The sequence below is a fragment of the Leucobacter sp. NPDC058333 genome, from assembly GCF_042726155.1.
In the GTDB taxonomy this organism is placed as follows: domain Bacteria; phylum Actinomycetota; class Actinomycetes; order Actinomycetales; family Microbacteriaceae; genus Leucobacter.
Map to the genome: position 1 here is coordinate 1574719 of NZ_JBHXHV010000001.1, position 20368 is coordinate 1595086.

The 20368-nt window shown below is 62.2% G+C and carries 29 protein-coding genes; 20 read left to right on the forward strand and 9 right to left on the reverse strand.

Annotated elements, in window-relative coordinates:
- Positions 1–56 precede the first annotated feature (56 nt).
- The 5 genes from ACFWHR_RS07365 to ACFWHR_RS07385 all read right to left on the reverse strand — a co-directional run bounded on the left by ACFWHR_RS07365 (position 57) and on the right by ACFWHR_RS07385 (position 5567).
- Positions 57–1652, reverse strand: coding sequence for an ABC transporter permease (locus tag ACFWHR_RS07365; RefSeq protein WP_382447615.1), 1596 nt, complete (start codon positions 1650–1652; stop codon positions 57–59).
- Positions 1649–2632 carry an ABC transporter ATP-binding protein gene (locus ACFWHR_RS07370; RefSeq protein WP_382447616.1) on the reverse strand — a complete coding sequence of 328 codons (984 nt, stop codon included), beginning with the start codon at positions 2630–2632 and terminating at the stop codon, positions 1649–1651. Before ACFWHR_RS07370 ends, ACFWHR_RS07365 begins: the two co-directional genes overlap by 4 nt.
- 239 nt (positions 2633–2871) lie before the next feature.
- Complete coding sequence (locus ACFWHR_RS07375) at positions 2872–3990, reverse strand: permease prefix domain 1-containing protein (RefSeq protein WP_382447617.1); 1119 nt, start codon at positions 3988–3990, stop codon at positions 2872–2874.
- On the reverse strand, positions 3987–4334 hold the full coding sequence (locus ACFWHR_RS07380; RefSeq protein WP_382447618.1) for a PadR family transcriptional regulator: 348 nt from the start codon (positions 4332–4334) through the stop codon (positions 3987–3989). The genes ACFWHR_RS07375 and ACFWHR_RS07380 overlap by 4 nt, the downstream gene beginning before the upstream one ends.
- A gap of 177 nt (positions 4335–4511) precedes the next feature.
- The gene (locus tag ACFWHR_RS07385) at positions 4512–5567 is read right to left on the reverse strand and encodes a CobW family GTP-binding protein (protein WP_382447619.1); all 1056 of its coding nucleotides are present in this window, start codon (positions 5565–5567) and stop codon (positions 4512–4514) included.
- Between the two features lie 150 nt (positions 5568–5717).
- Here ACFWHR_RS07385 and ACFWHR_RS07390 point away from each other — a divergent pair, with 150 nt between their 5' ends.
- Positions 5718–6263: a hypothetical protein gene (locus ACFWHR_RS07390; protein ID WP_382447620.1), complete on the forward strand. Its 546-nt coding sequence runs from the start codon at positions 5718–5720 to the stop codon at positions 6261–6263.
- On the opposite strand, the gene ACFWHR_RS07395 is transcribed toward ACFWHR_RS07390, so the two are convergent.
- Positions 6208–6594 carry a DUF4345 domain-containing protein gene (locus ACFWHR_RS07395; RefSeq protein ID WP_382447621.1) on the reverse strand — a complete coding sequence of 129 codons (387 nt, stop codon included), beginning with the start codon at positions 6592–6594 and terminating at the stop codon, positions 6208–6210. The two genes, ACFWHR_RS07390 and ACFWHR_RS07395, sit on opposite strands and share 56 nt — an antisense overlap.
- Here ACFWHR_RS07395 and ACFWHR_RS07400 point away from each other — a divergent pair.
- Complete coding sequence (locus ACFWHR_RS07400) at positions 6593–7243, forward strand: TetR/AcrR family transcriptional regulator (RefSeq protein WP_382447622.1); 651 nt, start codon at positions 6593–6595, stop codon at positions 7241–7243. The two genes, ACFWHR_RS07395 and ACFWHR_RS07400, sit on opposite strands and share 2 nt — an antisense overlap.
- Positions 7244–7338: 95 nt before the next feature.
- Here ACFWHR_RS07400 and ACFWHR_RS07405 read toward each other — a convergent pair whose 3' ends face one another.
- The 3 genes from ACFWHR_RS07405 to ACFWHR_RS07415 all read right to left on the reverse strand — a co-directional run bounded on the left by ACFWHR_RS07405 (position 7339) and on the right by ACFWHR_RS07415 (position 9527).
- Positions 7339–8487 (reverse strand): tyrosine-type recombinase/integrase, encoded by a 1149-nt coding sequence (locus ACFWHR_RS07405; RefSeq protein ID WP_382447623.1) that lies wholly within the window; start codon positions 8485–8487, stop codon positions 7339–7341.
- Complete coding sequence (locus ACFWHR_RS07410; RefSeq protein ID WP_382447624.1) at positions 8487–8963, reverse strand: hypothetical protein; 477 nt, start codon at positions 8961–8963, stop codon at positions 8487–8489. The genes ACFWHR_RS07405 and ACFWHR_RS07410 overlap by 1 nt, the downstream gene beginning before the upstream one ends.
- Positions 8964–9032: 69 nt before the next feature.
- Positions 9033–9527 carry a helix-turn-helix transcriptional regulator gene (locus ACFWHR_RS07415; protein ID WP_382447625.1) on the reverse strand — a complete coding sequence of 165 codons (495 nt, stop codon included), beginning with the start codon at positions 9525–9527 and terminating at the stop codon, positions 9033–9035.
- A gap of 130 nt (positions 9528–9657) precedes the next feature.
- Between ACFWHR_RS07415 and ACFWHR_RS07420 the strand changes: the two genes are divergently transcribed.
- The 18 genes from ACFWHR_RS07420 to ACFWHR_RS07505 all read left to right on the forward strand — a co-directional run bounded on the left by ACFWHR_RS07420 (position 9658) and on the right by ACFWHR_RS07505 (position 20367).
- Complete coding sequence (locus ACFWHR_RS07420) at positions 9658–9864, forward strand: helix-turn-helix domain-containing protein (RefSeq protein WP_382447626.1); 207 nt, start codon at positions 9658–9660, stop codon at positions 9862–9864.
- Complete coding sequence (locus ACFWHR_RS07425; protein WP_382447627.1) at positions 9861–10106, forward strand: helix-turn-helix transcriptional regulator; 246 nt, start codon at positions 9861–9863, stop codon at positions 10104–10106. Before ACFWHR_RS07420 ends, ACFWHR_RS07425 begins: the two co-directional genes overlap by 4 nt.
- 11 nt (positions 10107–10117) lie before the next feature.
- Positions 10118–10888, forward strand: a complete 771-nt coding sequence (locus ACFWHR_RS07430; RefSeq protein ID WP_382447628.1) for a phage antirepressor KilAC domain-containing protein — start codon at positions 10118–10120, stop codon at positions 10886–10888.
- Between the two features lie 508 nt (positions 10889–11396).
- A complete protein-coding gene (locus tag ACFWHR_RS07435) occupies positions 11397–11600 on the forward strand; it encodes a hypothetical protein (protein WP_382447629.1) in 204 nt (67 codons plus the stop codon).
- On the forward strand, positions 11597–11830 hold the full coding sequence (locus ACFWHR_RS07440; protein WP_382447630.1) for a hypothetical protein: 234 nt from the start codon (positions 11597–11599) through the stop codon (positions 11828–11830). The genes ACFWHR_RS07435 and ACFWHR_RS07440 overlap by 4 nt, the downstream gene beginning before the upstream one ends.
- A gap of 28 nt (positions 11831–11858) precedes the next feature.
- The gene (locus ACFWHR_RS07445; protein ID WP_382447631.1) at positions 11859–12065 is read left to right on the forward strand and encodes a hypothetical protein; all 207 of its coding nucleotides are present in this window, start codon (positions 11859–11861) and stop codon (positions 12063–12065) included.
- Between the two features lie 296 nt (positions 12066–12361).
- Positions 12362–12727 carry a hypothetical protein gene (locus ACFWHR_RS07450; protein WP_382447632.1) on the forward strand — a complete coding sequence of 122 codons (366 nt, stop codon included), beginning with the start codon at positions 12362–12364 and terminating at the stop codon, positions 12725–12727.
- Positions 12724–13569, forward strand: coding sequence for a DUF2303 family protein (locus ACFWHR_RS07455; RefSeq protein WP_382447633.1), 846 nt, complete (start codon positions 12724–12726; stop codon positions 13567–13569). The genes ACFWHR_RS07450 and ACFWHR_RS07455 overlap by 4 nt, the downstream gene beginning before the upstream one ends.
- Before the next feature lie 97 nt (positions 13570–13666).
- Positions 13667–14872, forward strand: coding sequence for an AAA family ATPase (locus tag ACFWHR_RS07460; protein ID WP_382447634.1), 1206 nt, complete (start codon positions 13667–13669; stop codon positions 14870–14872).
- A gap of 78 nt (positions 14873–14950) precedes the next feature.
- Positions 14951–15451, forward strand: coding sequence for a hypothetical protein (locus ACFWHR_RS07465; RefSeq protein WP_382447635.1), 501 nt, complete (start codon positions 14951–14953; stop codon positions 15449–15451).
- Entirely contained in the window at positions 15444–15701 is a 258-nt protein-coding gene (locus ACFWHR_RS07470) for a hypothetical protein (protein ID WP_382447636.1), read from the forward strand. The genes ACFWHR_RS07465 and ACFWHR_RS07470 overlap by 8 nt, the downstream gene beginning before the upstream one ends.
- A gap of 126 nt (positions 15702–15827) precedes the next feature.
- Positions 15828–16139, forward strand: coding sequence for a hypothetical protein (locus ACFWHR_RS07475; protein ID WP_382447637.1), 312 nt, complete (start codon positions 15828–15830; stop codon positions 16137–16139).
- A 1-nt stretch (position 16140) separates the two neighbouring features.
- Positions 16141–16986, forward strand: coding sequence for a PD-(D/E)XK nuclease-like domain-containing protein (locus ACFWHR_RS07480; RefSeq protein WP_382447763.1), 846 nt, complete (start codon positions 16141–16143; stop codon positions 16984–16986).
- Positions 16983–17852 carry an AAA family ATPase gene (locus tag ACFWHR_RS07485; RefSeq protein ID WP_382447638.1) on the forward strand — a complete coding sequence of 290 codons (870 nt, stop codon included), beginning with the start codon at positions 16983–16985 and terminating at the stop codon, positions 17850–17852. Before ACFWHR_RS07480 ends, ACFWHR_RS07485 begins: the two co-directional genes overlap by 4 nt.
- 408 nt (positions 17853–18260) lie before the next feature.
- Entirely contained in the window at positions 18261–18548 is a 288-nt protein-coding gene (locus ACFWHR_RS07490) for a hypothetical protein (RefSeq protein ID WP_382447639.1), read from the forward strand.
- A 576-nt stretch (positions 18549–19124) separates the two neighbouring features.
- Positions 19125–19487 (forward strand): hypothetical protein, encoded by a 363-nt coding sequence (locus ACFWHR_RS07495; protein ID WP_382447640.1) that lies wholly within the window; start codon positions 19125–19127, stop codon positions 19485–19487.
- Complete coding sequence (locus tag ACFWHR_RS07500; RefSeq protein ID WP_382447641.1) at positions 19484–20023, forward strand: hypothetical protein; 540 nt, start codon at positions 19484–19486, stop codon at positions 20021–20023. The genes ACFWHR_RS07495 and ACFWHR_RS07500 overlap by 4 nt, the downstream gene beginning before the upstream one ends.
- Complete coding sequence (locus ACFWHR_RS07505; RefSeq protein WP_382447642.1) at positions 20020–20367, forward strand: hypothetical protein; 348 nt, start codon at positions 20020–20022, stop codon at positions 20365–20367. The genes ACFWHR_RS07500 and ACFWHR_RS07505 overlap by 4 nt, the downstream gene beginning before the upstream one ends.
- Position 20368 lies beyond the last annotated feature (1 nt).

The following is a 20368-nucleotide window of genomic DNA, read 5'->3' on the forward strand; positions in this document are numbered from 1 at the left end:
CCACAAGTTACCCCGCTTGAGGGGGCGTCAGCCCGTCAGCCGTCAGCCGTCAGCCGTCAGCGCGATGCGATGTCGCGGCGGCGGAAGCCCGTGAAGCCCACGCCGAGCAGCACGACCGTCACGAGCGTGATCCAGACCAGGCCGAGCCAGTCGGCGTCAGATTCCGTCACGTTCGGCACATGCCAGAACGGGCTGATCGCGAGCACCCAGTCCCACAGTTTGAACGTTGGGCCGAGAAGCGTCAGCACAAACGACGCGAGCACGCCCACCCACGCGGCAATCGACACCTGTGGGCGTGCCCCAACAACGGCGACGGAGACCGCGGTGATCGTCCAGACCGCCGGGATCGTCGCGGCCGCCTGCTTCAGGGTGTCTCCGAAATCGACCCCGACGTCACCACTCGAAGCGATCGCGCCGATCAAAGTGCCGGAGATCAGCACGTACATGGCCGGCATTACGAGCGCCAGCGCCACGGTGCTCGCGTAGAGCCGAGACCGGCGTACGGCGCCGGCGAGCACGATCTCGACGCGATCCTCAATTTCTTCACTGTGTAGCCTGAGCATGAGTTGCACCCCGGGGATCGCGGCGATGATCCCGACCAGGCTCAAGATCGTGACCAGAAAGGCGCCGGTCAGCGCCTGCGGGGTGGTTGCCCCAGCGGCGAGGATCGATGCTACGGCCGCGTCTTTCTCCAGGATGTCGTGAATCGATGTGGCGAAGTATCCGAACACGACGCCCAACACCGCGAAGGCGATGGCCCAGGTGATCATCTGGCTTCGATTGAGCCGGATCGCCAACTGCGCTGGCGTGCGCACCGTTCCGCGGGCAGGTCCCGCCCGAGGCGCGATGACTCCCTGCCCAAAATCCCGCCTGGCCTGCAATGCAAACGCAACTCCGAGAGCCGCGACGGTGAACACAACGGCCCAGAGCAGCGGCAACCAATTGTTGCTGTTCGCGGGGCGCGTCTCGGTCAGCCAGCCGAGCGGATTCACCCAGACGGTCCACGCAGGCGCATCGGCGGCGTACGCGAATCCGCGCGCCATGAATAGCACACCCAGCGTCGCGACGGCGAGCGTGCTTGCGGTTCGGGCGTCCGATCCGAGCTGGGCGGTGATTGCTGCGACACCCGCGAACATCCATCCGGATGCGGTGAATGTTGCTGCGAGTAGCAGCGAATCGTCCCACGCGCCGCCACAGAGGCCCGTGGCGACCCCGGCGATAATGCCAACGGCGAGGGAACCGATGAGCGCGAGCCCGACACCCGTCAATAGTCGACCGCCGCGGCCGAGTACGCCCGATGCGAGCAATTCCGCCTGCCCTGAGTCTTCCTGGGCACGCGTGGCACGCACGACGGCGAAGATCGCGCCGAGCGCGGTGAGGAATCCGGCGAGCGCGAGCGACCGCCACGAGTTGAACCCTTCGCTGGTTGAGATATCGAATGCCGGCCCGAAGATGATGCCGAGCGCGGGGTTCGCGCTGATCGCCGTGGCGAGGCCCGCGCGGGCTTGCTCATCCGGGAAGGCCCACGGATACACGAGCACCGACGACACTGAGAGCCCTGTTGCGATCAACACCCAGGGGGCAAATCGTCGGGCGTCGTGAGCGAGCGTAGTTCTGAGCAGCGGGCCGGTGCCCGCGAACGTGGCGCTCATGATGCACCGTGCCTGCCGGCGGCGGTTGGTTTGGCGGTCTCGTCGGCCTCGCTTGTCTCGCTTGACTTGTCGTCCTGGTCGCTCTTGTCGCCCTTATCGTCCTCATACAGGCGCAAGAAGAGCGACTCGAGCGATGGTGGCTCGACCGTCAGCGACGCGATCCCGAACCGGGTGAGCAGAGCCATTGCGTCGCCGATATTGTCGGCATCGGCGGTCGCGGTAAGACGGTCGCCATCGAGGTGGACATCGTGCAGTGCGGCCAGTGCTGACGCCGGAGGCGCGGTTGCGAGCGTCGCACGGATCGATGTGCGAGCGTGACCGCGCAACTCGGTGAGCGTGCCCGTTTCGACAATGCTGCCGCTTCGGATAAGTGACAGCCGGTCGGCCAGACTCTCAACTTCGGCGAGGATGTGGCTCGAGAGCAGCACCGAGGCTCCGCGTGCCTTCGCCTCACTGATCACCTCGATGAACACGTTCTCCATGAGCGGGTCGAGTCCGCTCGTAGGTTCGTCGAGGATGAGCAGTTCGGCGTCAGACGCGAGTGCTGCGACGATCGCGACTTTCTGTCGATTGCCCTTCGAGTACTGCCGCCCGCGTTTCGTCGGGTCGAGTTCGAATCGCTCGATGAGCTCACCGCGACGCTGCTCGTTGAGGCCGCCACGCAGCGCTCCGAGCAGGTCGATGGCTTCGCCGCCGGTCATGCCTGGCCACAGAGATACGTCGCCGGGCACGTAGGCGAGACGACGATGCAGATTCACGACATCGCGCCAAGGATCCGCGCCGAGCACGCGCGTGGTTCCGCTGTCGGGGCGCAGTAACCCCAGCAGCACCCGGATCGTCGTTGATTTGCCCGCACCGTTCGGCCCGAGAAAACCGTGCACGTGCCCGCGCGAGACCTGGAGGTCCAGCCCGTTCAAGGCGGTGAACTTGCCGAAGGACTTCGTGAGTCCGTGGACGTCAATCACGTGTGCTTCGCTCATGAGCGGCACCTTTCCGTGGCGGTCAGCGGTGACGCCTTCAGTGTAGATCCGCTGTGCGCGAGCGCGCTCCGCAACGCGCCAAACGCAGCCCGCACCCTCCCACCCCACCCCCACCCACCACCCCCCCCACTCAAAATCCGGAGCGGGGTAACTTGTGGTGGGTGTCGGCACCTCGACACTCACCACAAGTTACCCCGCTTGCAGGGCGCGGGCGGCGTGAGGGCGGCGTGAGGGCAGTGTTAGCGCGGCGTCCTTCGGTAGCGCTCGACCGCGCCACTTCCCGCCGCGATCGCGGCGAAGAGCACTCCGCCTACGGGCCACACGATCCACGATCGCGACCAGGCGTCGCCAATGAAGCTCCACGCGAGGAAGATCGCGGTGAGCAGCGGCCAGTAGAACGCGGCGATAACGCTCACGATGCTGCGCTCGTCATCGGCGCTCCCAGAGGCGCCGCCCCGGCTCGAGTCTTTGCCGCTCGAGATACGTTCGGCGACCGTGTGCGCCCACGCCTGCGGGAGGAGTACGCCGAGCCCGGCCGCGACTATGACGAGCACGATGACAACGCCGATCACGCTCCAGATCGATCCTTCGGGATCATCGCCCATGAACAAACCGAAGGCGATGAGCGGCATGGGGGAGAGGATCCAAAGCGCTATTGCGACCTGCAGCGCGCGGATACGTCGCCGTTCGTACTGCTCAGCGAGTGCATTCGCCCAGTGAGTGGCCAAGGGGTTCGCGGCAAATTTCCCCTCCGCGATGCGCTCGTGGGGTTTCATCTCCCGTGACGTCGAGAGGAACAGCATGACGCCGACGGCCACCAAAGCGAGGAGCATCAGAAGACCGATGAACACCCCCGCCGACTCCGTGATTGGCACGACACCTGCCTCCGCGGCCGTCGGGAGAAAAATGAGGGTAGCCGGTGAGACGACGAACAACATGATCGCCGCACTCACGCGGAAGCGGATGCGCTGCTGTGCGTCGGCGTACGCCTGAGCTTCGTCGAGAGTGATCGGCTCGTAGCCGCCCGCCCCGCGCGGCGGAACGCCGGCCGCCCGCCCACTCTCATCAGCCAAGCCAGCTACGCCAGCTACGCCAGCGGAGTCTGCTCCACCCGCGACAACGTGCGTGAGCGGTGGCGCAATGTCAGCGGTAATTCCCAGCACGGGCGCCAGTTCCTCAAGGTTGCCGAAGTCGCGAATGACCTGCCCGACTGCCTCATTCTCGGAACGTCCCGACGCGATGATGCTCGTGTAGGCGTCCTCCATCATTCCCTGTAACTCGGTTTTCGCTTCGAGCAGGCGCGGCGTCTGCGGGTAGGCGCTGAACATCGTGTCGAGGTAGGCGATGATCACGTTCACGGTGTGACTCCTTCGGTTGCTTCGGCGATAAATCTGTCAACGACTGACTTCGTGCTGAGCCACTCTTCGACCTTGACGTGAAAGTGCTCGAACCCCGCGGGCGTGAGCTGGTAGTAGGTGCGCGGTTTTCCGGACGGAGAAATCCCGGGGGAGGCGCTCACAAGTTCGCTCGCCTCAAGACGTTTCACGGCCGAGTAGAGCGTCGTTTGTTTGATGACGTATTCGTCACCGCTGATGTTCGAGATGCGCTGGGCAAGCTCGTACGCGTAGGACGGCCCGCTGCGCAGCAACGAGAGCACCATGAGGTCGACGTAACCGCGAATCGCGTCGGCGCTAATGCTCATGCGTACTCCAGGTTTCGGATGTGTTGTCGCCCGAGTGGCTACTACTCCAAACGTACTACGCCTGACGTAGTAACGCGAGCACTTTCCGCAGCGGGGTAACTTTCGACGCGTGTCGGCGCCTCAACACGCGTCGAAAGTTACCCCGCTCGCGGCTAGCCAGCCAGCTGAGAGGGGGCTTCAGTCACTGAGGCGGCGGTAGCGCAGGAGGCGCTTGAGGCCAGCTGCGTCGGGCGCAGCGATTGGACCGGCCGCAACTTCTCGAAGTCGTCGCTCGGCCGACACCTCGTCGAGCTCGATGCCGATCGCGACGAGTTCGCCCACCTCTGGCGGCTGCGCCAATCGCGCCACGTGAATCATGCGGCCGACCACATTCACCAGGTATCCGCGACCGCCCCGCGGTCCGCGCACGCGCACTCGCCCCTTCATGCGGTACGCGCCCTCCGCAGGATCCTCAAGCAGATCTACGAGCGCACCCGGTGCAACCGCCTCGGGGAGCGCGACCGAGACTGCGTGCGCGTGCTCGTGACCCACATGCGCGGGTGCATCCTCGCGGAGCAGGCGCGCGATCGGCAATTCGTCAATCGGATCTTCGGTGCTCGCGGTGTCGAATACCAGTGCCGGATCAATGCGCCCCTGCCGAGCCTCGACAACCAGTGCCGCGGGGTTTCGTTCGAGCACTCGACTACGAATCCGCTCGATCCTGTCGTGTCGTTCGGTCTCGGGAATCAGGTCGGCCTTGGTGACGACCACGAGCGTCGCTACCGCGTGCCGCAGGGGAGGCTCGGGCCAGGTGTCTACGGTCTGAAAGTGTTCGACGGCGTCGATCACTTCGACCACGCCGCCGAGCCTGACGCGCTCCGCCCCGCTAAACCTGATGAGTCGAGCTAGCGTGATGGGATCGGCCGCGCCGCTCGCCTCGATCACGATAGCGTCGAGACCGAGCCGCGGCTGGGTGAGTTTTTCGAGTGCGTCGTCGAGCCCGCCCGCGTCGGGGAGGCAGCAAATGCACCCGCCTGAAATCGCGGCGGCTTCATCGACTTGCCCGGACACGAGCGCCGCGTCGACGTTGAGTGCCCCAAAGTCGTTCACTACTACGCCGAGGCGGGCGCCGGGGGCGCGCAATAGGTGATTCAGCAGGCTGGTCTTCCCGGCACCGAGGTGCCCCGCGACGGCAATGACGGGAATGCGGGGCGAAATATTGACTGGGCGAGACGCGCTGCGCGGTGTGTTCATCAGGGTCCCTCTCCGGTCGCCGAAGGTGTCGACCGCACCAGTCTATTGAGAACGATTATCGGTGGGCGTATCCGCGGAAGGATACGCGCACGAATTTCGCGCAGAATAGCCGTGGGCATCCGCGAGCCGGGTCCGGAGAGCGAGGTCGTCTTGATTATCAACGTTCACGAGCGAGGGCTCCGTGGCTCAAGCCACGATGTGGCCGAGCTGCTCATGACGCTCGCGGGTTCCGATGATCGAATATGGCCGGGCGAGGCGTGGCCCAAGATGCAGTTCGCGGACGGACTTGTCGTGGGTGCGAACGGTGGTCACGGCCCCGTGCGCTATCGCATTGAACTCATTGACCCCGCGGGCCGGGTCGCGTTTCAATTCACCAGGCCGACCGGATTTGGCGGCGGGCATGCTTTCAGTGTCGTTGATACGGCGAAATCCGGGGAGACAGCTTCAGTGGTGCTGCGTCACGAGTTACAGATGTTCGTCACGGGAATGGCCCGCGTGAGTTGGCCGTTGTTCTTTCGTCCGCAGCACGACGCGTTGATCGAGGAGGCCCTCGATAAGGCCGAGCCCGAGCTTGGGACGCCGCCGCTCACGCCCTACCGGCGTAGCCTCTGGACACGCGTGCTCCGCCGCGCTGCGTTTTCTAGGGTTGTCGTGCGGCTTTCTCTGTGGCTGTCACGTGCGCGTGCCACCAAATAACCAGCGGCACCACGAGGAGTTCAAGCACCAGTGCGGCGATGAACACGGGGTGCGGCCAACCGCTCACCAGTACGGAGAGTAGACGCGCAATTCCCCCGATCGCCGCGATCAATAGCATTGCGCGTGTGACTTTTCGTCGTTCGACGGGCTGAAACAGCGACCACCACAGGGCAATTCCTGCCGCGAACCAGAATACATTCGTGAACCGATACTCGCTGTCGACACTGGCGGTGGTGGGCTCGCCGCCGGGGGCGCCCGCTGGACCGAGAATGATTCCAGACAGGCCAGAAGCGACAGGCACGATGCCGAGTATCGCCAACACTGCAGCCATGCGGCTGTTTGCCGAACGCGGCTATGAGAGCACGTCGGTGGCAGAGATTCAGGTCGCGGCCGGCATGACCGGTGGTTCCGGAGCGCTGTACAAGCACTTCGCGAGTAAGGAAGCCGTGCTCGCAGAGGGAGTAAGGCGCTATATCGCTGACTTCGCCGAGCACAGCGCAACCACGGTGCGCAGTCTCCCAAACGATCCTCAAGCCGCACTGCGGGCGATCGCGGAGGGAGTCATGGACTCGATGACCGCGAATGAGGCGATACTTCGAGTGTTGCTGCGCGACCTTGAAGGGCATAGAGAAATGCTTGACCGCGTATGGGAGGGCGTGCTCGCGGGCGTGTACACCGAAATGGCGCAGTGGATCCGCGCCCAAAATGCGGACAAATTGCTTGCGGTAGTCGATCCTGAGGCGACGGCGACTGTCTTGATGAGCGCGCTGACATACTGGCCGATCCTGCACTCGCTGACGGGAAAAGAATCTGGCGGCCTTGCGCGCTCAGCGTATATTGAAGCGTGGATCGACACCTCAGCCCGTGCTTTGGGCATCACTGAGCCGACTCGACCCAACCACCACGTGCGCGAGGGGGGACTTGAACCCCCACGTCCGAAGACACTGGAACCTAAATCTAAACACGGTGAGCCAGACTAGGTCATTTGCCGCATGGTTCTGCCGTTTCCGGGACAGTTGACCCCGCCTAGATCAGCCGTTGCAAGCGTCATAAGGTGCACAATAAGGTGCACCGGTCAACCGTCGGCGGCCTCCATATGACGCGTCTCGATCAAGTCGGCGAGTGCACGCTTCCGTTCCTCCACCGCGTGCGTGTACACACTGAGAGTGAGCGCGGGGGAGGAGTGCCCCATCATGTCAGCAACCGACACCACGTCAGCACCCGCGCTCAGCGCCATAGATGCTGCGGTATGGCGGGCGGTGTACCTGCGGGTATGCGGCACCCCAGCCTTCTCGAGAAGAGCTTTCCAATTTTTCGCGTCCGAGCTCGGCCGGTACGGGCCGCCGCTGTCTCGGGTGAAACACCATGCGTGCGGCTTGCCGTCAGGCTCCCATTCGACCCAATCGGAGCCCTTTTCCGAGCGCTTCAGCATTTGCCGGGCACGCTCTGCTTTCAACATGCCCATGATTCGCGGCGGAACTGCAATCACGCGAGTTCCAGCGGCAGTCTTGGTCATTTGCGCGAGCTGTGCTCCCTTCCCCACGACTTGCACCACCTCCTGTTCGACACGGATCGTGTTCGCCGCGAAGTCAACGTGCTTCCATTCGAGCGCGATCGCTTCACCGGGGCGGAGGCCGAGGTCGAGAGCGAGATGCCAGCGCGCCTGCAAGGGGTCGCCGACGAGAGCTTTGTGGACTGCGCGTACGTCAGCTTCGCTCATAGTCGTCGTGTCAGGTTTCGCGCGCTGAGGAGGCTTCACGAGCGCAGCCACATTGCGTCCGACATGACCGCGCCAAACGGCATGCTTCAACGCTGCCCGGATGATCGAATGCGCTTGCCGTTGAGTGGAACCAGATTTGCCAGAGGCCTCCATCCCTGCGTACAGCATTTCGAGATCGTCCATCGTTAGCTTGTCCACTGCTTTCCCACCGATGACGGGCACTATGTACTTCCTGATGTAGATGTCGTAGATGCCGTTCGTGGTTTCACGACGCTCTGGGCCGGTCACCTTCATCCAATGATTGAGCCAAGTCTCCATTGAGGGGACTTTGCCCGCGACAAGGTGGCCCGTTTCGCGCTGGTGCAAGAGTGCGCGCTTCTTGCGTGACGCCTCTGCCTTGGTCGCGGCGCTGAAGTACTTGCGCTTGCTGTTGACGGTAACGTATCCGCGCCATCCGTTCTCGGTCCTGTAGAGGGTGCCTTCACCCTTTGCTGCGCGTGCCATTACGCCACCTCGAACTTTCTGGCCCACTGGCCTGCGCCCATCTTCGGGTCCTGGTAGATCGTCTGGCCGTAGCGTTCAAGTCGATGGGTGCGTTTCGTACTGAAATGCTTGTAGAGCGCGAGAAATTGACCGCGTGTGATGCCGAGCTCTAGGCAGATGCGGTCAAAGTCGGCGTGGGCCGCGGTCAGCGTTGACCACTCTTCGGGGTCTGCGAGACGGAGCCCGGAGGCGAGATTCGCACGGTGCTCAGTGCGAGTGTCATGTCCTCCTGGGTCGTTGCTTTCTGCGTGGGCGCACTCATGGGCCAAAACTGGGCGCTCGTATTCAGAGGCGACATTGCGATCGAGAATGACGAGTTTTCTAGAGGGAACCCAAACGGCACTGAGGTTGTTCAACGTGTGTCGAACGAGGCGAACCTTCATCTGTTCCAGATGTTGGATGGGATCGTAGGCGGGGTCGTATGAGAGTTCGAACATGCTGCTCCTTCCGAAAATGGGTGCACTAAGTAGAGCTACCCAGCTTCCCGGGCAATTGGTGATGCGCTTCTAAGGGGTGTGGTCCTCGGGTAGGTCGCTCTTCGGTGAGGCCGCAAAGTCTTCAGCCCACACGGCTTCGACGTTGTCGGGGATCTCGTCTTCATCTGCGCTGGCATTCTCGCCGAAGCCGCCGACAATGACATTGCTACGAGCCGCTACCTGCAGGTGTTCGGTCACAGTGGCGACTGCGGCCCGGCCGGCTTCTGCTCGTCTCGTCTCGGGGAGGCTGTCAAGGATGCCCCCGACGATAGCGAGCCACTGACGGGTTTCCGTAGAGAACTCGAACGGTGTGATCTCAATGCCTAGCACCTCGTAGATTCGTCGCAAGTTGTCAATCTGCGGGACCGAGCCTCGCTCAATGTTCGAGAGGGCCTGCCTAGTGATGCCCGCAAGCTCTGCCAACTCTGATTGCTTCATTCCGGCGGTGGTGCGCAGCTCCTTCACGCGCGCAGCCAACTTTCCTCGCTCTTCGAAAGAAAGATTCGGGAGATCGGTTTTTGACATGACTCAAAGCTAACAGGTCAATGTTTTGTTAGCAAGTGATCCCAACAAGTTGACATTTGTTAAATTCCTTGAGTCAAATACTTGTAGTTCGGAATTGCGGCGCGTCAAGAACTGTGTAAAACTACTTGACATGAAGCAGCAAACACAGCCGCCGGGAGTGGCAATCAAGGCACTCCGCGAGATGGCTTCTATGACCCTGAAGGAAGTTGCCACAGGTGCCGACACTTCGGTTTCATACCTGTCCAAGGTTGAGAACGGCGTATTTCATCCCACTCAAACTTATGTCGCCAGAGTTGTCGGGTTCATCTCGTCTTCGATGCTGAGGAAAGCAGCATGACTGCCGTGAAGGTGCTCGAGGTTGAACGCCAGTACAGCGTGAGGTCCGCGGCAGATCTGCTTGGTGTTTCGACGCAGTACATCTACGACCGCATGGATGACGGAGAACTTCCCCGCCGCCTCGATCTTGGCGGAGGCAAAGCTAAGTACCGCATTCCGGCCTCTGATTTGCAGCGTTTCATCGACAGCCGAACCTCAAACAGCAAGAAGCCCAAGGTTGCAGCCTCGGGCCAGAACAACTGATTGGAAGATCAATGTCTGAAGTTCAGCGTATCAACATCATCGAGGATGCGGAGGGTGAACTGCGTATCTCGTCTTTGATCATCGCCGGTCGCACCGACGTGCAGCACAAGAACGTGCTCGAGCTTGTTCGCAAGAACCTCTCGCAATTGTCGGCATTTGGAGGGGTCGCGTTTGAAACGCAACCCTTCATGACGTCGGGTGGGGCCCAAGTGCGAGAGTACGCCCTCTTGAATGAGCCCCAGTCAACACTCCTGATGACGTTCATGCGCAACAGCCCGATCGTTGTTGGTTTCAAGGTGGAGCTGGTAAAGCAGTTTTACGAGCTGCGTCTGGCGCTTGCTACGCCCCGTCGCGTGGTCGAACTCGACCGTAGGCAGCTCGCGCTCATGGTTATCGATGCGGAGGACGCTAGGGAAGCTGCGGAGCAGAAGATCGCAGAGCTAGAACCACGTGCCGGTGCTTGGGACGACCTTGCAGCGGTAGATGGCGACTACTCGATTGGCGATGCGGCGAAGATGCTTCAGCGCGCAGGCATCGTGACGGGGCGCGATCGCCTGTTCGAGTTTATGAAGTCAATCCGGTGGGTATATCGGCAGTCGGGACGATGGCAGGCGCGGCAGAGCGCAGTTGATACCGGTCGTCTTCGTCATAAGCCCCAGTCGCATCGTCATCCTGAGACCGGCGAGACCGTGCTCGACTCCCCGCAGGTGAGGGTCACGATGAAAGGCATCGAGCAGCTGCGAACCCACATGCTCGAGCCACTTTCCGAACTCGCCGGCTAGTACACCGGCGCCCGCCGACCGCCGTTTCGACGGTGGCTGAGCTACTGCATACCCGAAACCGGGTTCGTCACCGTCGAAAGCGTCGAACTCACGGCCGCTGAGCGGTTCACAACTACATAGCTGCAACTGAAACGCCCCTGATTGGTGGGGCGGCACACCACCTGCGCGGTGGGTGACACCGATGGTCTACGCATGACACCCGGTCCCAAAGGTTGCAGCGCTGAATAGAGAACTTGAACAGGATCCTGCCCGAGCAAGCAGTTGCGCGCTTTGCTCCCGGTGACCGCTGAATGGCGGCCAAGGATCCCGACCGGCCACGACGGCACACTTCCTTATCGGCGTTCGCGCTGGGTGTAGCTGTTACACGCACGTTGCTGAACCCGTAGAGGTGGGGAGCGCGGTAGGAAGCATGGTCACGGAGGTGGAGCGTCGGACTTGACGGCCCGCCGCGGGGTTTGAGTGACCGCGGCCACCACGGCAGAGAGCCAACAACGAAGGGAGAGGCGACATGCCCACTCGAATCAAGAAGCTGCGCCGACAGAGCGGTGTGAAATTCACCAAGGCCGAGAAGACGCCGACGCCGCTGTCAGAGCGTCGCGAGTTCCGGGGCCTTGTCCGGGGAGCGTTCGGCACGAAGCACGAGAACTCCACGGTGCTTCGGTCTCCGAAGAAGCTCGCCGAGGCGCGCGAGGCGTGGGGGTTGAAGCCGTGAGCTTGCAGCCCACCGTCGGATGCATCGTCCATGACCACTCGTACGGGACGCCGGGTGGTGAGCACAAGCCGGAGCCTCGCGCCGCGATCGTCACCGCGGTGAACACCTACGACGAAACTTCCACCGTGAGCCTCGCCGTGATGAACCCGACGGGGATGTTCTTCAACGAGCACGTCGCCTACTCGGACGCTTCGAAACTCGGTCACTGGTCGTGGCCGCCCCGAAACTGACCCATCAAACAAAGAGAGAAGAGCGCACATGGAAATCAAGCGCAGCAAGACCGTTGAAGCGAAGGTCGTCGGCGTTCGTCTGATCGGTTCGCAGGTCGCGGTAGCAGCCTTCGAAGAAGCCGAAGGGGAGGAACGCAAGGTCGAACGCTTCCTCACATTGAAGGAAGCCAGGAAGCTTCGGAAGCAGCTCGGACAGGCCATTAAGGCGGCCGAGGGAGCGCCGAACCCTTTCTGAGTAGCCCGGCCGTCGGCAAGTTGACAGCCGGGCTTGACGTCGCGAGCTATTTCGGCTCCGCGATCGCTCCGCCACTCGCCCGAAGCGTTCTCAAGCACCGCCGACCCGTGAGCCTCCGAGATGCCTACTTCTTTGACCGTGAACCCGCGGAACAAACGGTACACATCGCTCGAGAATCGCTTCTGAATATCCAGGACGACGAGAGTGGCATCACGGTCAGCTTCAAAGCGTAAGTCCACGGGCATTTGCCCAGCGCCCAATTGCGTATTCCAGTAACTCTGAAGAAAGGAAGCCTCATGGCTGAAATTGGTGACGACGAGATCGTCGACCCGCAGGACTTCTCAGCGTTCTTGCTGAAACGTCCGGCCACTCACGAGGAGCTCTCGGTCAAGATGCATGACTTGGTGGCGGCCGTGATGGATACGGGAAAGAAGGGCTCTCTCACACTGAAGATCGTGGTGCAGCCCTTCAAAAACGACACGTCGACTCTCGAAGTAGCCGACGACGTGAAGCTCGTCATGCCCCAGCATGACCGCAAGCCGGGGATCTTCTTCCCCGATAAGGACGGCAACCTCACCCGAGATTCGCCGCAGATGCTCGACTTCGGGCCGCTTCGCGTAGTGGACCAAAAGTCGGGCGAGATCAAGGAGGTCAAGAAGTGACAGAAGCTCTCGTTACCGAGCTCAGCGAGGCGTTCACCGCGGAAGCGGTGGTCGCGGACCTTGCGACGCGTGCCGCGGCGCCGGTGAAAGTCGGCCACGGGGACAAGTTCCTCGTCGAGGATGGCAACGGAACTAAGACGGTGCTCACCGTCGACGCGTTGCCGCAGTTCGCTGAGCGGGCGAGCAACAACCGGGTCGTGACGAACGACAATGCGTTCATTGCGTATATCAAGCGGCACGGCGACGACCACACCGAGGTCTGGGCTGATCAGAAACACAACCGCGTTGTCGGCATTATCGACGCGCACTCGGGCGTCACCGAGTTGTCTGCGACACGTTTTGGGCACGAGAAGCACAAAGTCACCCTCGAGCTCGAACACACGCCCGCCTGGGGCGCGTGGGTGAACGGCCAGGGTCTCGGTCCTCAGATGAAGCTCGCCGAGCACATCGAGGAGTACGCCGAGACCGTTCTCTCGCCGTCAGCCGCCGAGCTCCTCGAGATCGCTCAGACGATGCAGGGCGCGCGAAACGCAAGCTTCGTGTCCGGTCAGCGGCTCTCGAACGGAGAGACCCAGTTCTCTTACCAGGAGGAGATCAAGGGGCAGGCCGGCAAGACCGGTCAGCTCACGATCCCTGAGGAGTTCGAGATCGGGGTCGCCCCGTATCTCGGTGGAGCCGCCTACAAGGTGGTCGCGAAGCTCCGATGGCGGCTCGAGGGCGGCGCGGTGAAGATCGGCTACAAGTTGATCGGCATCGACCGCGTCCTCGAAGAAGCCTTCAAGGAAATCGTCGAGCACATCACCGAGGGCGTCGAGTTCTCGGTTTTCAACGGGCGCCCGTAGTCGCCCAGCCCGTCACGGGGTCGAAGCCGTGGCGGGCACTAGCCCGCTCCACATCGAACGTGGGGCGGGCTTTCTCGTGCCCATCGGAAGGAACATCATGCACATCGTCGAATTGTCCATCGAGAACTTCAAGCGGATCCGAGCGATCAGCATCGAGCCCGACGACTCCAGCGCCGTCGTCATCTCGGGTCGCAACGCTCAAGGCAAGACCTCAGTACTCGACGCCATTTGGGCTGCACTCGGTGGCCGCGAGGGCAACAAGAGCGTGAAGCCCATCCGTGACGGTGCCGACCAGGCGCGCGTCACGCTCAACCTCGGCGACATGATCGTCACCCGAATCTGGCGCAACGGGACGACGGCCGTGAAAGTGCAGTCCGCCGACGGTGCCGAGTACAAGTCGCCCCAGTCGTTGCTCGACACGCTGTTCGGGCGAATGTCGTTCGACCCTCTCGCATTCACTCGACTGAGCGCGCGAGACCAGAAGGAGATGCTGCTTAAGCAGGTGACACTCGACGTCGACATCGACAAGCTCGACGCCGAACGCGAGACGAAGTTCGCCGAGAGAACTGAGGTCGGGCGGACGAAGAAAGCTCTTGGTGAGCCGCCAGCGATCGACCCTGCGATTGCTCACGAAGAGACGAGTGCGCGTGAAGTTCTCGGGCAGCTCGAGGAGGCGATGCAGCACAATCAGAGCGTTCGGAGCGCGATTGAAGCGAAAGAGAAGTTGGTGCACCGGATCGAGCAACTCGAGAAGGAACTCGACCAGCTCAAAGGTTGGCTTGGTGATGCCGAGGAGAATGCAACTACTCAGCTCGTTGATGAGGATGAATTGCGCTCACGCCTCCAGGCACTCGATGAGGTGAACGTAGCGATCCGGTCGAACAACGCAGCGCGTGAGCAGAGCGTGAAGCACGCCGAGCTCGAGATCGAGTACGCGGATCTTAGCGAGCAGATCGCAGCGATCGATGCGGAGAAAGCGGAAGCTCTCGCCCGCGCGGAATTCCCGGTCGATGGCCTCGGTTTCGACGCTGACGGGGTGACGTTCGCCGGCATCCCATTCTCGCAGGCCTCCGCGGCCGAGCAGATTCGGGTATCGATGGCAATGGCGATGGCCTCTAATCCGAAGCTGCGTGTCATCCGCATCATGGATGGCTCGTTGCTCGACGACGACGGGATGCGGATCATCACCGATTCCGCGCGTGAGCACGGCTTCCAGGTGTGGATCGAACGTGTCGCAGACGGTGGTGCAGCGTTTGTGATCGAGGACGGCGAGCTGCAGGAGGTCGCAGATGCGGTGGCGTGACCTCGTTCTGATTTTCGTCGTGGCGGCGCTAGCCCTGCTCCTGCTGTATTACGTCCGACTATCGATAGGGGCGTGGGCATGAAGGATCACCTGAAGCTCGCCCGGAAAGAGTTCCCCCGCTACGGCGCCGTGCTCATCGAGGAACACTCTCGGGCTGGTCAGACTTGGCGCATGCCGTGGGGGGAGCGGTGGGTTGCGACACCGCATATGCGTCTCGCCACTGTCCGATCGATGGTCGCTGAGCTGCGAGCACGAGAGGACCCTTTGCACGGCTACCGCTCCGGCGACGTGCCGCCTGGTTCCGAGTTCACCGGCACGGACCACTTCACCGAACGGTTTCAGCTCATGGCTGGCCAGCGCGGACAACTCACCTACGCCGAAGTGAGGGCCGCATTGCTCGAGCCGTCCGAAACACGAATCCATCCCGAGTCCGGGCGATGCGCGTACATCCGAGACCGCGTCGCTGTCATCGCAGCCGTCGAGCCAGGTGTTGGGCTACGGCTTATCACGGCGCTGTGGACGCGTCCTGACCTGTGGGCACAGAACCCACGAGAAATGAAGGAGACCACCAATGTCTGACCAGAACATCACCCGCGAGCACACTGTCGCGAACGCTCACGCTTGCAACGGGATCGTGCATGTCGTTGTCGCCGACGAACTCACGATCGAGGAATCTCGGAAGCTACGGCACGCGATGGAAACCGCGGAGCAGGAAGCTGCTGAGCAGCGAACCAAGCTCGTGAGTAACGTCCATCCGATGTTCGCCGGTCTCCGGGACTTCCTCGAAGACGCTGCGAAAGCACCCGTGGACGACCCCGATGCCGCCTGACCAGATCGCAGGAGGGGGTGCCACGGTGATCGCCCTTACCCTCACCGCCGCAACTTGTTTCTTCGCGGCATGGAAACTCGGCCACATCAGCACGCTGCTCGAGTGGCTCGGAATGAAGGAGAAGTGATGTCGAAGAACCCCATTCCTCGAGTGGCAGCGGTCGGTGCACGCGCTGCCACGGTTGTGTCGAAGCCTTGCAGGAATCGCAACAACCCCGCGGGGCACAACCGCGAGTGCCCCTGCGGTTGGTTCCGAAAGGAGCGGCCGCCGCAGACCGTCCCGTATGACGAGGACGCCCTGAACCTGCCCGCGTCGCCCTATGTCGATTTCGACGAGCTCGAAGACATGGACGACCCGGCCTACATCGAAGCGCGATTCGAATCCGATCGGCTGGACGCCGACGTCGACCGCGTACGAGAGGAGACCCATTTTGGGTGAAATGAAGCGCGAAGGCCTCGTGCTCGGAATGGCGGAGGACGAGTACCACGGCGGACCCGAGTTCTCGTCGTCAGCGGCGAAGGAGATCCTGAAATCTCCGCTGCACTACAAGCACGTCTATATCGACGGGCACCGCGAACCCAAGAAGGCCTGGGACATCGGCACCGCAGCGCACGCGATGGTTCTCGGAACCGGCGCCGAGACAGTCGTCATCCCCGAGGCGCTCCTCGCCGCAAACGGGGCAGCGTCCACGAAGGCCGCCAAGGACTTCATGGCCGAAGCGCGAGCGACCGGCAAGACTCCCGTGAAACAGGGCGAGTTCGACGACATCAAGCGCATGGCTGAGGCTGTTCTCGCGAACAAGGACGCCCGGATGCTGTTCGAGCAAGAACGCCACTCGGAGGCGTCCGTCTTCTCGACGGATGCCGCGACGGGGGTACGGCAGCGATGCCGGTTCGACACCATCACTGCATCGCTGCGCTATGCGGGCGATCTGAAGACGACGGACGACATTGCCCAGCAGGCGGTGAAGATGACCGTCAAGAAGTTCAAGTACCACGTGCAGCGCGAAATGTACGACGAGATCGCGGCGGCCGCAGGCATCGAACTCGTCGACATGCTGTTCATCTTCGTTGAGAAGAAAGCCCCTCACGACGTCGTGGTCTACAAGTTCGACGAGGACCTTCGCGAGATGGGTAAGCGTGAAGCCGCAGCGGCGCGCGAGCGTCTCGTGCGGTGCCGAGAAACGGGCATCTGGCCCGGCCGATACGACGGAATCCAGCTCCTGAAGCCTGCGATGGCCCAGGTCTACGACTTCCAAGACGAATATGAGAGCGAGATCCTGTGAACGACATTCCTCTGCCCGCTGATCCGAAGACGAAGACGAACCCGGTGCAAGCTCTGCAGAACGCTCAGCCCTCGAAGTCGGCGCCGTCGCCCCAACTGGTAACTCGGAAGCCCTCGGGCCTTCCTTCTTGGCCCGTGCTGCTCATGGCAGGGCGCGAGAAGACCGGGAAGAGCTATCACGCGGCGCTCGCGTCAGCCTCCGCCCTGATCGGGCGCACGTTCTGGATCGGCTTTGGAGAGAAGGATCCCGATGAGTACGGGGCGATTCCGGGCGCCGAGTTCGAGATCGTGGAGTACGACGGCACCCTGGGCAGTCTGCAGCACGTCGCTCGGGCTGTCGTCGCCCAACCCGAGGAAGACGGGCGCCCGAACCTCATCATCGTTGATTCGGGCACGCTCATCTGGGAGACGCTGCGGGACAAGGCAACATGGCTCGCTCAGCAGCGTCACCAGGCGCAGAACCGTACCGGTGAAGCTCCCGTCGGCATGGACCTCTGGAACAAGGTCACTGCAGAGTGGAACCAGTTGCTGCGCACCCTCCGGTCTCACAACGGTCCCGTGATCATTACGGCCCGAATGGACACGGTCACTGTGATGGACAACAAGGGCAAACCAACCACGGCGAAGACGGAGAAGGTCAAGGGGCACCGAAACCTCGCTTACGACGTCGACGCAATCATCGAGATGCCCCTGCGCGGCAAAGCCACCCTCACAGGTGCTCGCTCGGTCGTCCACAAGCTGCCCGAGCGTATGGACATCGACGACTTCGACACGAAGGGCATCGACTGGCTCTGGCGATCTCTCGGCCTCGACAAGCACGCCGCGGCGCGCGCCCAGTACACGGAAGCCGCGCCCATCGATGGTTAAAGGTGCAGATCTCGGCGCATTCACTGACGACGTCGTGGACCAGATCTTCAAACGTGACAAGAACAGATGCGCGAGATGCCGACGTGAGCAAGATCGTCGCTACGGGCGGGGCCTGTTGTGGAGCATCCACCACCGGGCCCCACGCGGCGCCGGTGGTAGCCGGAAGGTCGCATGGATCGGTGACGTCTCGAACGGTGTCATCCTGTGCGGCCACGGCACCATCGGATGCCACAAAGACGTCGAGAGATTCCGCCTCGATTCACGCGTCCACGGCTTCATTGTTTCTCGAATCGGTATTCGCAAATCACACGAGGTACCCATCCGGCACGCCGTTCACGGCTGGTGTCGACTCACGCAGGAAGGAGGCCACGAGCCATGCGATCCGCCCTACGACTAAACGATGAGCACGTGCTGCTCGCAGCACGAAACCTGACAACCGAAGAGCTTTGCAGGTTCGCAGGTGAGTACGAGGAGCTCGGCGAGCACAGCCTCGCCCAGCTCTACGCTGACGCTCTCAGTGTCCACGCCTACGAGGTTGGGTGGGGAGAAATCATCCGGCAGAGCATCCACGGGTGGAAGGAGGTGGAAGAAGTTGAGAATCCGCTCGATCAAGCCCGAGTTCTGGAGATCACAGGACATCTCATGCCTGCATCCCGAAGATCGCTTACTTCTGGTCGGGATCTTCTCGTACGTTGACGACAACGGAGTAGGTGAAGATCGGGTTTCGCAGATCGCAGCTGACCTTTTCGCGGATGACCTCGAGCGAGATGCTCCGGAGACATTCGCGAGAGTCTCGCGAGGCCTCGCGAACATCGCAGAAGCGGGCCGAATCTCTCGCTACAAGGTCGAAGGACGCTCCTACCTGCGGGTCGTGAACTGGTCTCGGCATCAACGAATCGACAAGCCCAATAAGCCCCGATACCCGTTTGAGAACGGCGAAATCATGCGGAGTTTCGACGAACTCGCGACATCCTCCGGAGATTCCCGCGAGGATGTCGCGCCTGGAACAGGGGAACAGGGGAACAGGGGAACAGAGGAACAGGGGAGCAGGGGAGAGGCGCAAGCGCCCCCGCCCCCCTCCACTCGAACCTGCAAAAAACACGACCACTGGGGTCACAATGAGAACTGCCGAGCCTGCAAACAGGACCGCGAGGCCTACGAAGTCGAGAAGCACTCGATCGACGCTGACGCCCGACGATTCATCCGCCGGCAGAAGCAGTTCTGTCCGCACGGGTTACCGAGGCATGAATCCTGCGAGAGGTGTGGTGACGCATGGCCGGGCAAATGACGCTGTCGAAGCTTGAAGAAGCGGCAAATGAGAACTCGACCTCGCTACTGGCGCTCATTGAGCGGGGCGATCGCGTGAAGCTCCGCGACTGGGTTGTCAGCAGATCCGGGTCTGAGCTCGCGTGGATGGTTCTCGCACTTGGTGCCGGGTACCTCGATCGTGAGGCCGAATCAGACATGCTGCAACTCTCGTCTGGCCGATTGAGACGCGAGAACGCGACGCTCGAGGAGGCAAACGTGAACCTCTTCCGGGAGAGACGAGAACTCACCGAAAAAGTCCGCGAACTGCGGCAAATCATCGAGGCGCGCGCCGCGGCCGCGCCCGCAAACGGAAGGAGGGTTGCGTGATCCTCGGAATTGATTTCTCGCTCACCGCGACAGGTGTGTGTGCCATCACGGACGGGGAAGCCGAGTGCATCACCGTCCGATCCGGGCCCGGCAGTGAATGGTGGATGCACCCGGATCGAGTCGCCAGCATCGCCGACAAGATCGCCGAGTGGGCCATCCCGCTCGGGGGAGTACCGGCCTGGACCATCGAGTCGCCATCATTCGGCTCGAAAGGGCAACTCGACAAGCTCTACTCCGGTTGGTGGATGCTCGTCGACGCGCTTTTGCTGCGTGGCTGGGATCCGCCGCTACGTGTGACCCCGTCGCAGCTCAAGAAGTACGCCACAGGGCGTGGGAACGCGGCGAAGGACGAGGTACTGCTCGCGGTCGCGCGCCGCTTCCCCGACGTCGCACCGAAGAACAACAACGAGACCGACGCACTCGTGCTCGCTGCCATCGGCGCTGCAGCGTACGGCGAACCGTTCGCCGGCGAACTGACCAAGTACCAACAAGACATCGTCGACGCCGTGCGCGCCGGCGGAAAGGACAAGAAATGAGCTCCCGAAAACGGGCCCCTGGTGCCTTCGGCTGCCTCGCCATCGTGCTTCTCATACTGCTCGCGGGCAGCATCGGAATCACGAAGAGCTTGCACCGCGTTGAGCACACTTCGTGCGTCGTCGAGGAGAAAGACCGTGCCGCAAGTGAGCACGGCTCAGACATGCGGGTGTACACGTCGTGTGGCATCTTCGCCGTGGCCGACAGTATTTGGCTGTTGCGATGGAATTCAGCCGACGTGTACCAGCAGATTGAGGTGGGCAAGACGTACGACCTCGAAACGTCCGGGTGGCGAGTGCCGCTTCTCTCGTGGTTCCCGAACATCGTGAAGGCCGAAGCGGTCTGAT

Bases quoted from the DNA above. Each gene is read 5' to 3' on its own strand.
- ACFWHR_RS07395 (WP_382447621.1), bottom strand. From the start codon at position 6,594: ATGGCTGCAGTGTTGGCGATACTCGGCATCGTGCCTGTCGCTTCTGGC.
- ACFWHR_RS07415 (WP_382447625.1), bottom strand. From the start codon at position 9,527: ATGTCAAAAACCGATCTCCCGAATCTTTCTTTCGAAGAGCGAGGAAAG.
- ACFWHR_RS07495 (WP_382447640.1), top strand. From the start codon at position 19,125: ATGGCCGGGCAAATGACGCTGTCGAAGCTTGAAGAAGCGGCAAATGAG.
- ACFWHR_RS07365 (WP_382447615.1), bottom strand. From the start codon at position 1,652: ATGAGCGCCACGTTCGCGGGCACCGGCCCGCTGCTCAGAACTACGCTC.
- ACFWHR_RS07410 (WP_382447624.1), bottom strand. From the start codon at position 8,963: ATGTTCGAACTCTCATACGACCCCGCCTACGATCCCATCCAACATCTG.
- ACFWHR_RS07425 (WP_382447627.1), top strand. From the start codon at position 9,861: ATGACTGCCGTGAAGGTGCTCGAGGTTGAACGCCAGTACAGCGTGAGG.
- ACFWHR_RS07435 (WP_382447629.1), top strand. From the start codon at position 11,397: ATGCCCACTCGAATCAAGAAGCTGCGCCGACAGAGCGGTGTGAAATTC.
- ACFWHR_RS07420 (WP_382447626.1), top strand. From the start codon at position 9,658: ATGAAGCAGCAAACACAGCCGCCGGGAGTGGCAATCAAGGCACTCCGC.
- ACFWHR_RS07470 (WP_382447636.1), top strand. From the start codon at position 15,444: ATGTCTGACCAGAACATCACCCGCGAGCACACTGTCGCGAACGCTCAC.
- ACFWHR_RS07475 (WP_382447637.1), top strand. From the start codon at position 15,828: ATGTCGAAGAACCCCATTCCTCGAGTGGCAGCGGTCGGTGCACGCGCT.
- ACFWHR_RS07380 (WP_382447618.1), bottom strand. From the start codon at position 4,334: ATGAGCATTAGCGCCGACGCGATTCGCGGTTACGTCGACCTCATGGTG.
- ACFWHR_RS07430 (WP_382447628.1), top strand. From the start codon at position 10,118: ATGTCTGAAGTTCAGCGTATCAACATCATCGAGGATGCGGAGGGTGAA.
- ACFWHR_RS07400 (WP_382447622.1), top strand. From the start codon at position 6,593: ATGCGGCTGTTTGCCGAACGCGGCTATGAGAGCACGTCGGTGGCAGAG.
- ACFWHR_RS07405 (WP_382447623.1), bottom strand. From the start codon at position 8,487: ATGGCACGCGCAGCAAAGGGTGAAGGCACCCTCTACAGGACCGAGAAC.
- ACFWHR_RS07385 (WP_382447619.1), bottom strand. From the start codon at position 5,567: ATGAACACACCGCGCAGCGCGTCTCGCCCAGTCAATATTTCGCCCCGC.
- ACFWHR_RS07370 (WP_382447616.1), bottom strand. From the start codon at position 2,632: ATGAGCGAAGCACACGTGATTGACGTCCACGGACTCACGAAGTCCTTC.
- ACFWHR_RS07460 (WP_382447634.1), top strand. From the start codon at position 13,667: ATGCACATCGTCGAATTGTCCATCGAGAACTTCAAGCGGATCCGAGCG.
- ACFWHR_RS07450 (WP_382447632.1), top strand. From the start codon at position 12,362: ATGGCTGAAATTGGTGACGACGAGATCGTCGACCCGCAGGACTTCTCA.
- ACFWHR_RS07480 (WP_382447763.1), top strand. From the start codon at position 16,141: ATGAAGCGCGAAGGCCTCGTGCTCGGAATGGCGGAGGACGAGTACCAC.
- ACFWHR_RS07445 (WP_382447631.1), top strand. From the start codon at position 11,859: ATGGAAATCAAGCGCAGCAAGACCGTTGAAGCGAAGGTCGTCGGCGTT.
- ACFWHR_RS07505 (WP_382447642.1), top strand. From the start codon at position 20,020: ATGAGCTCCCGAAAACGGGCCCCTGGTGCCTTCGGCTGCCTCGCCATC.
- ACFWHR_RS07465 (WP_382447635.1), top strand. From the start codon at position 14,951: ATGAAGGATCACCTGAAGCTCGCCCGGAAAGAGTTCCCCCGCTACGGC.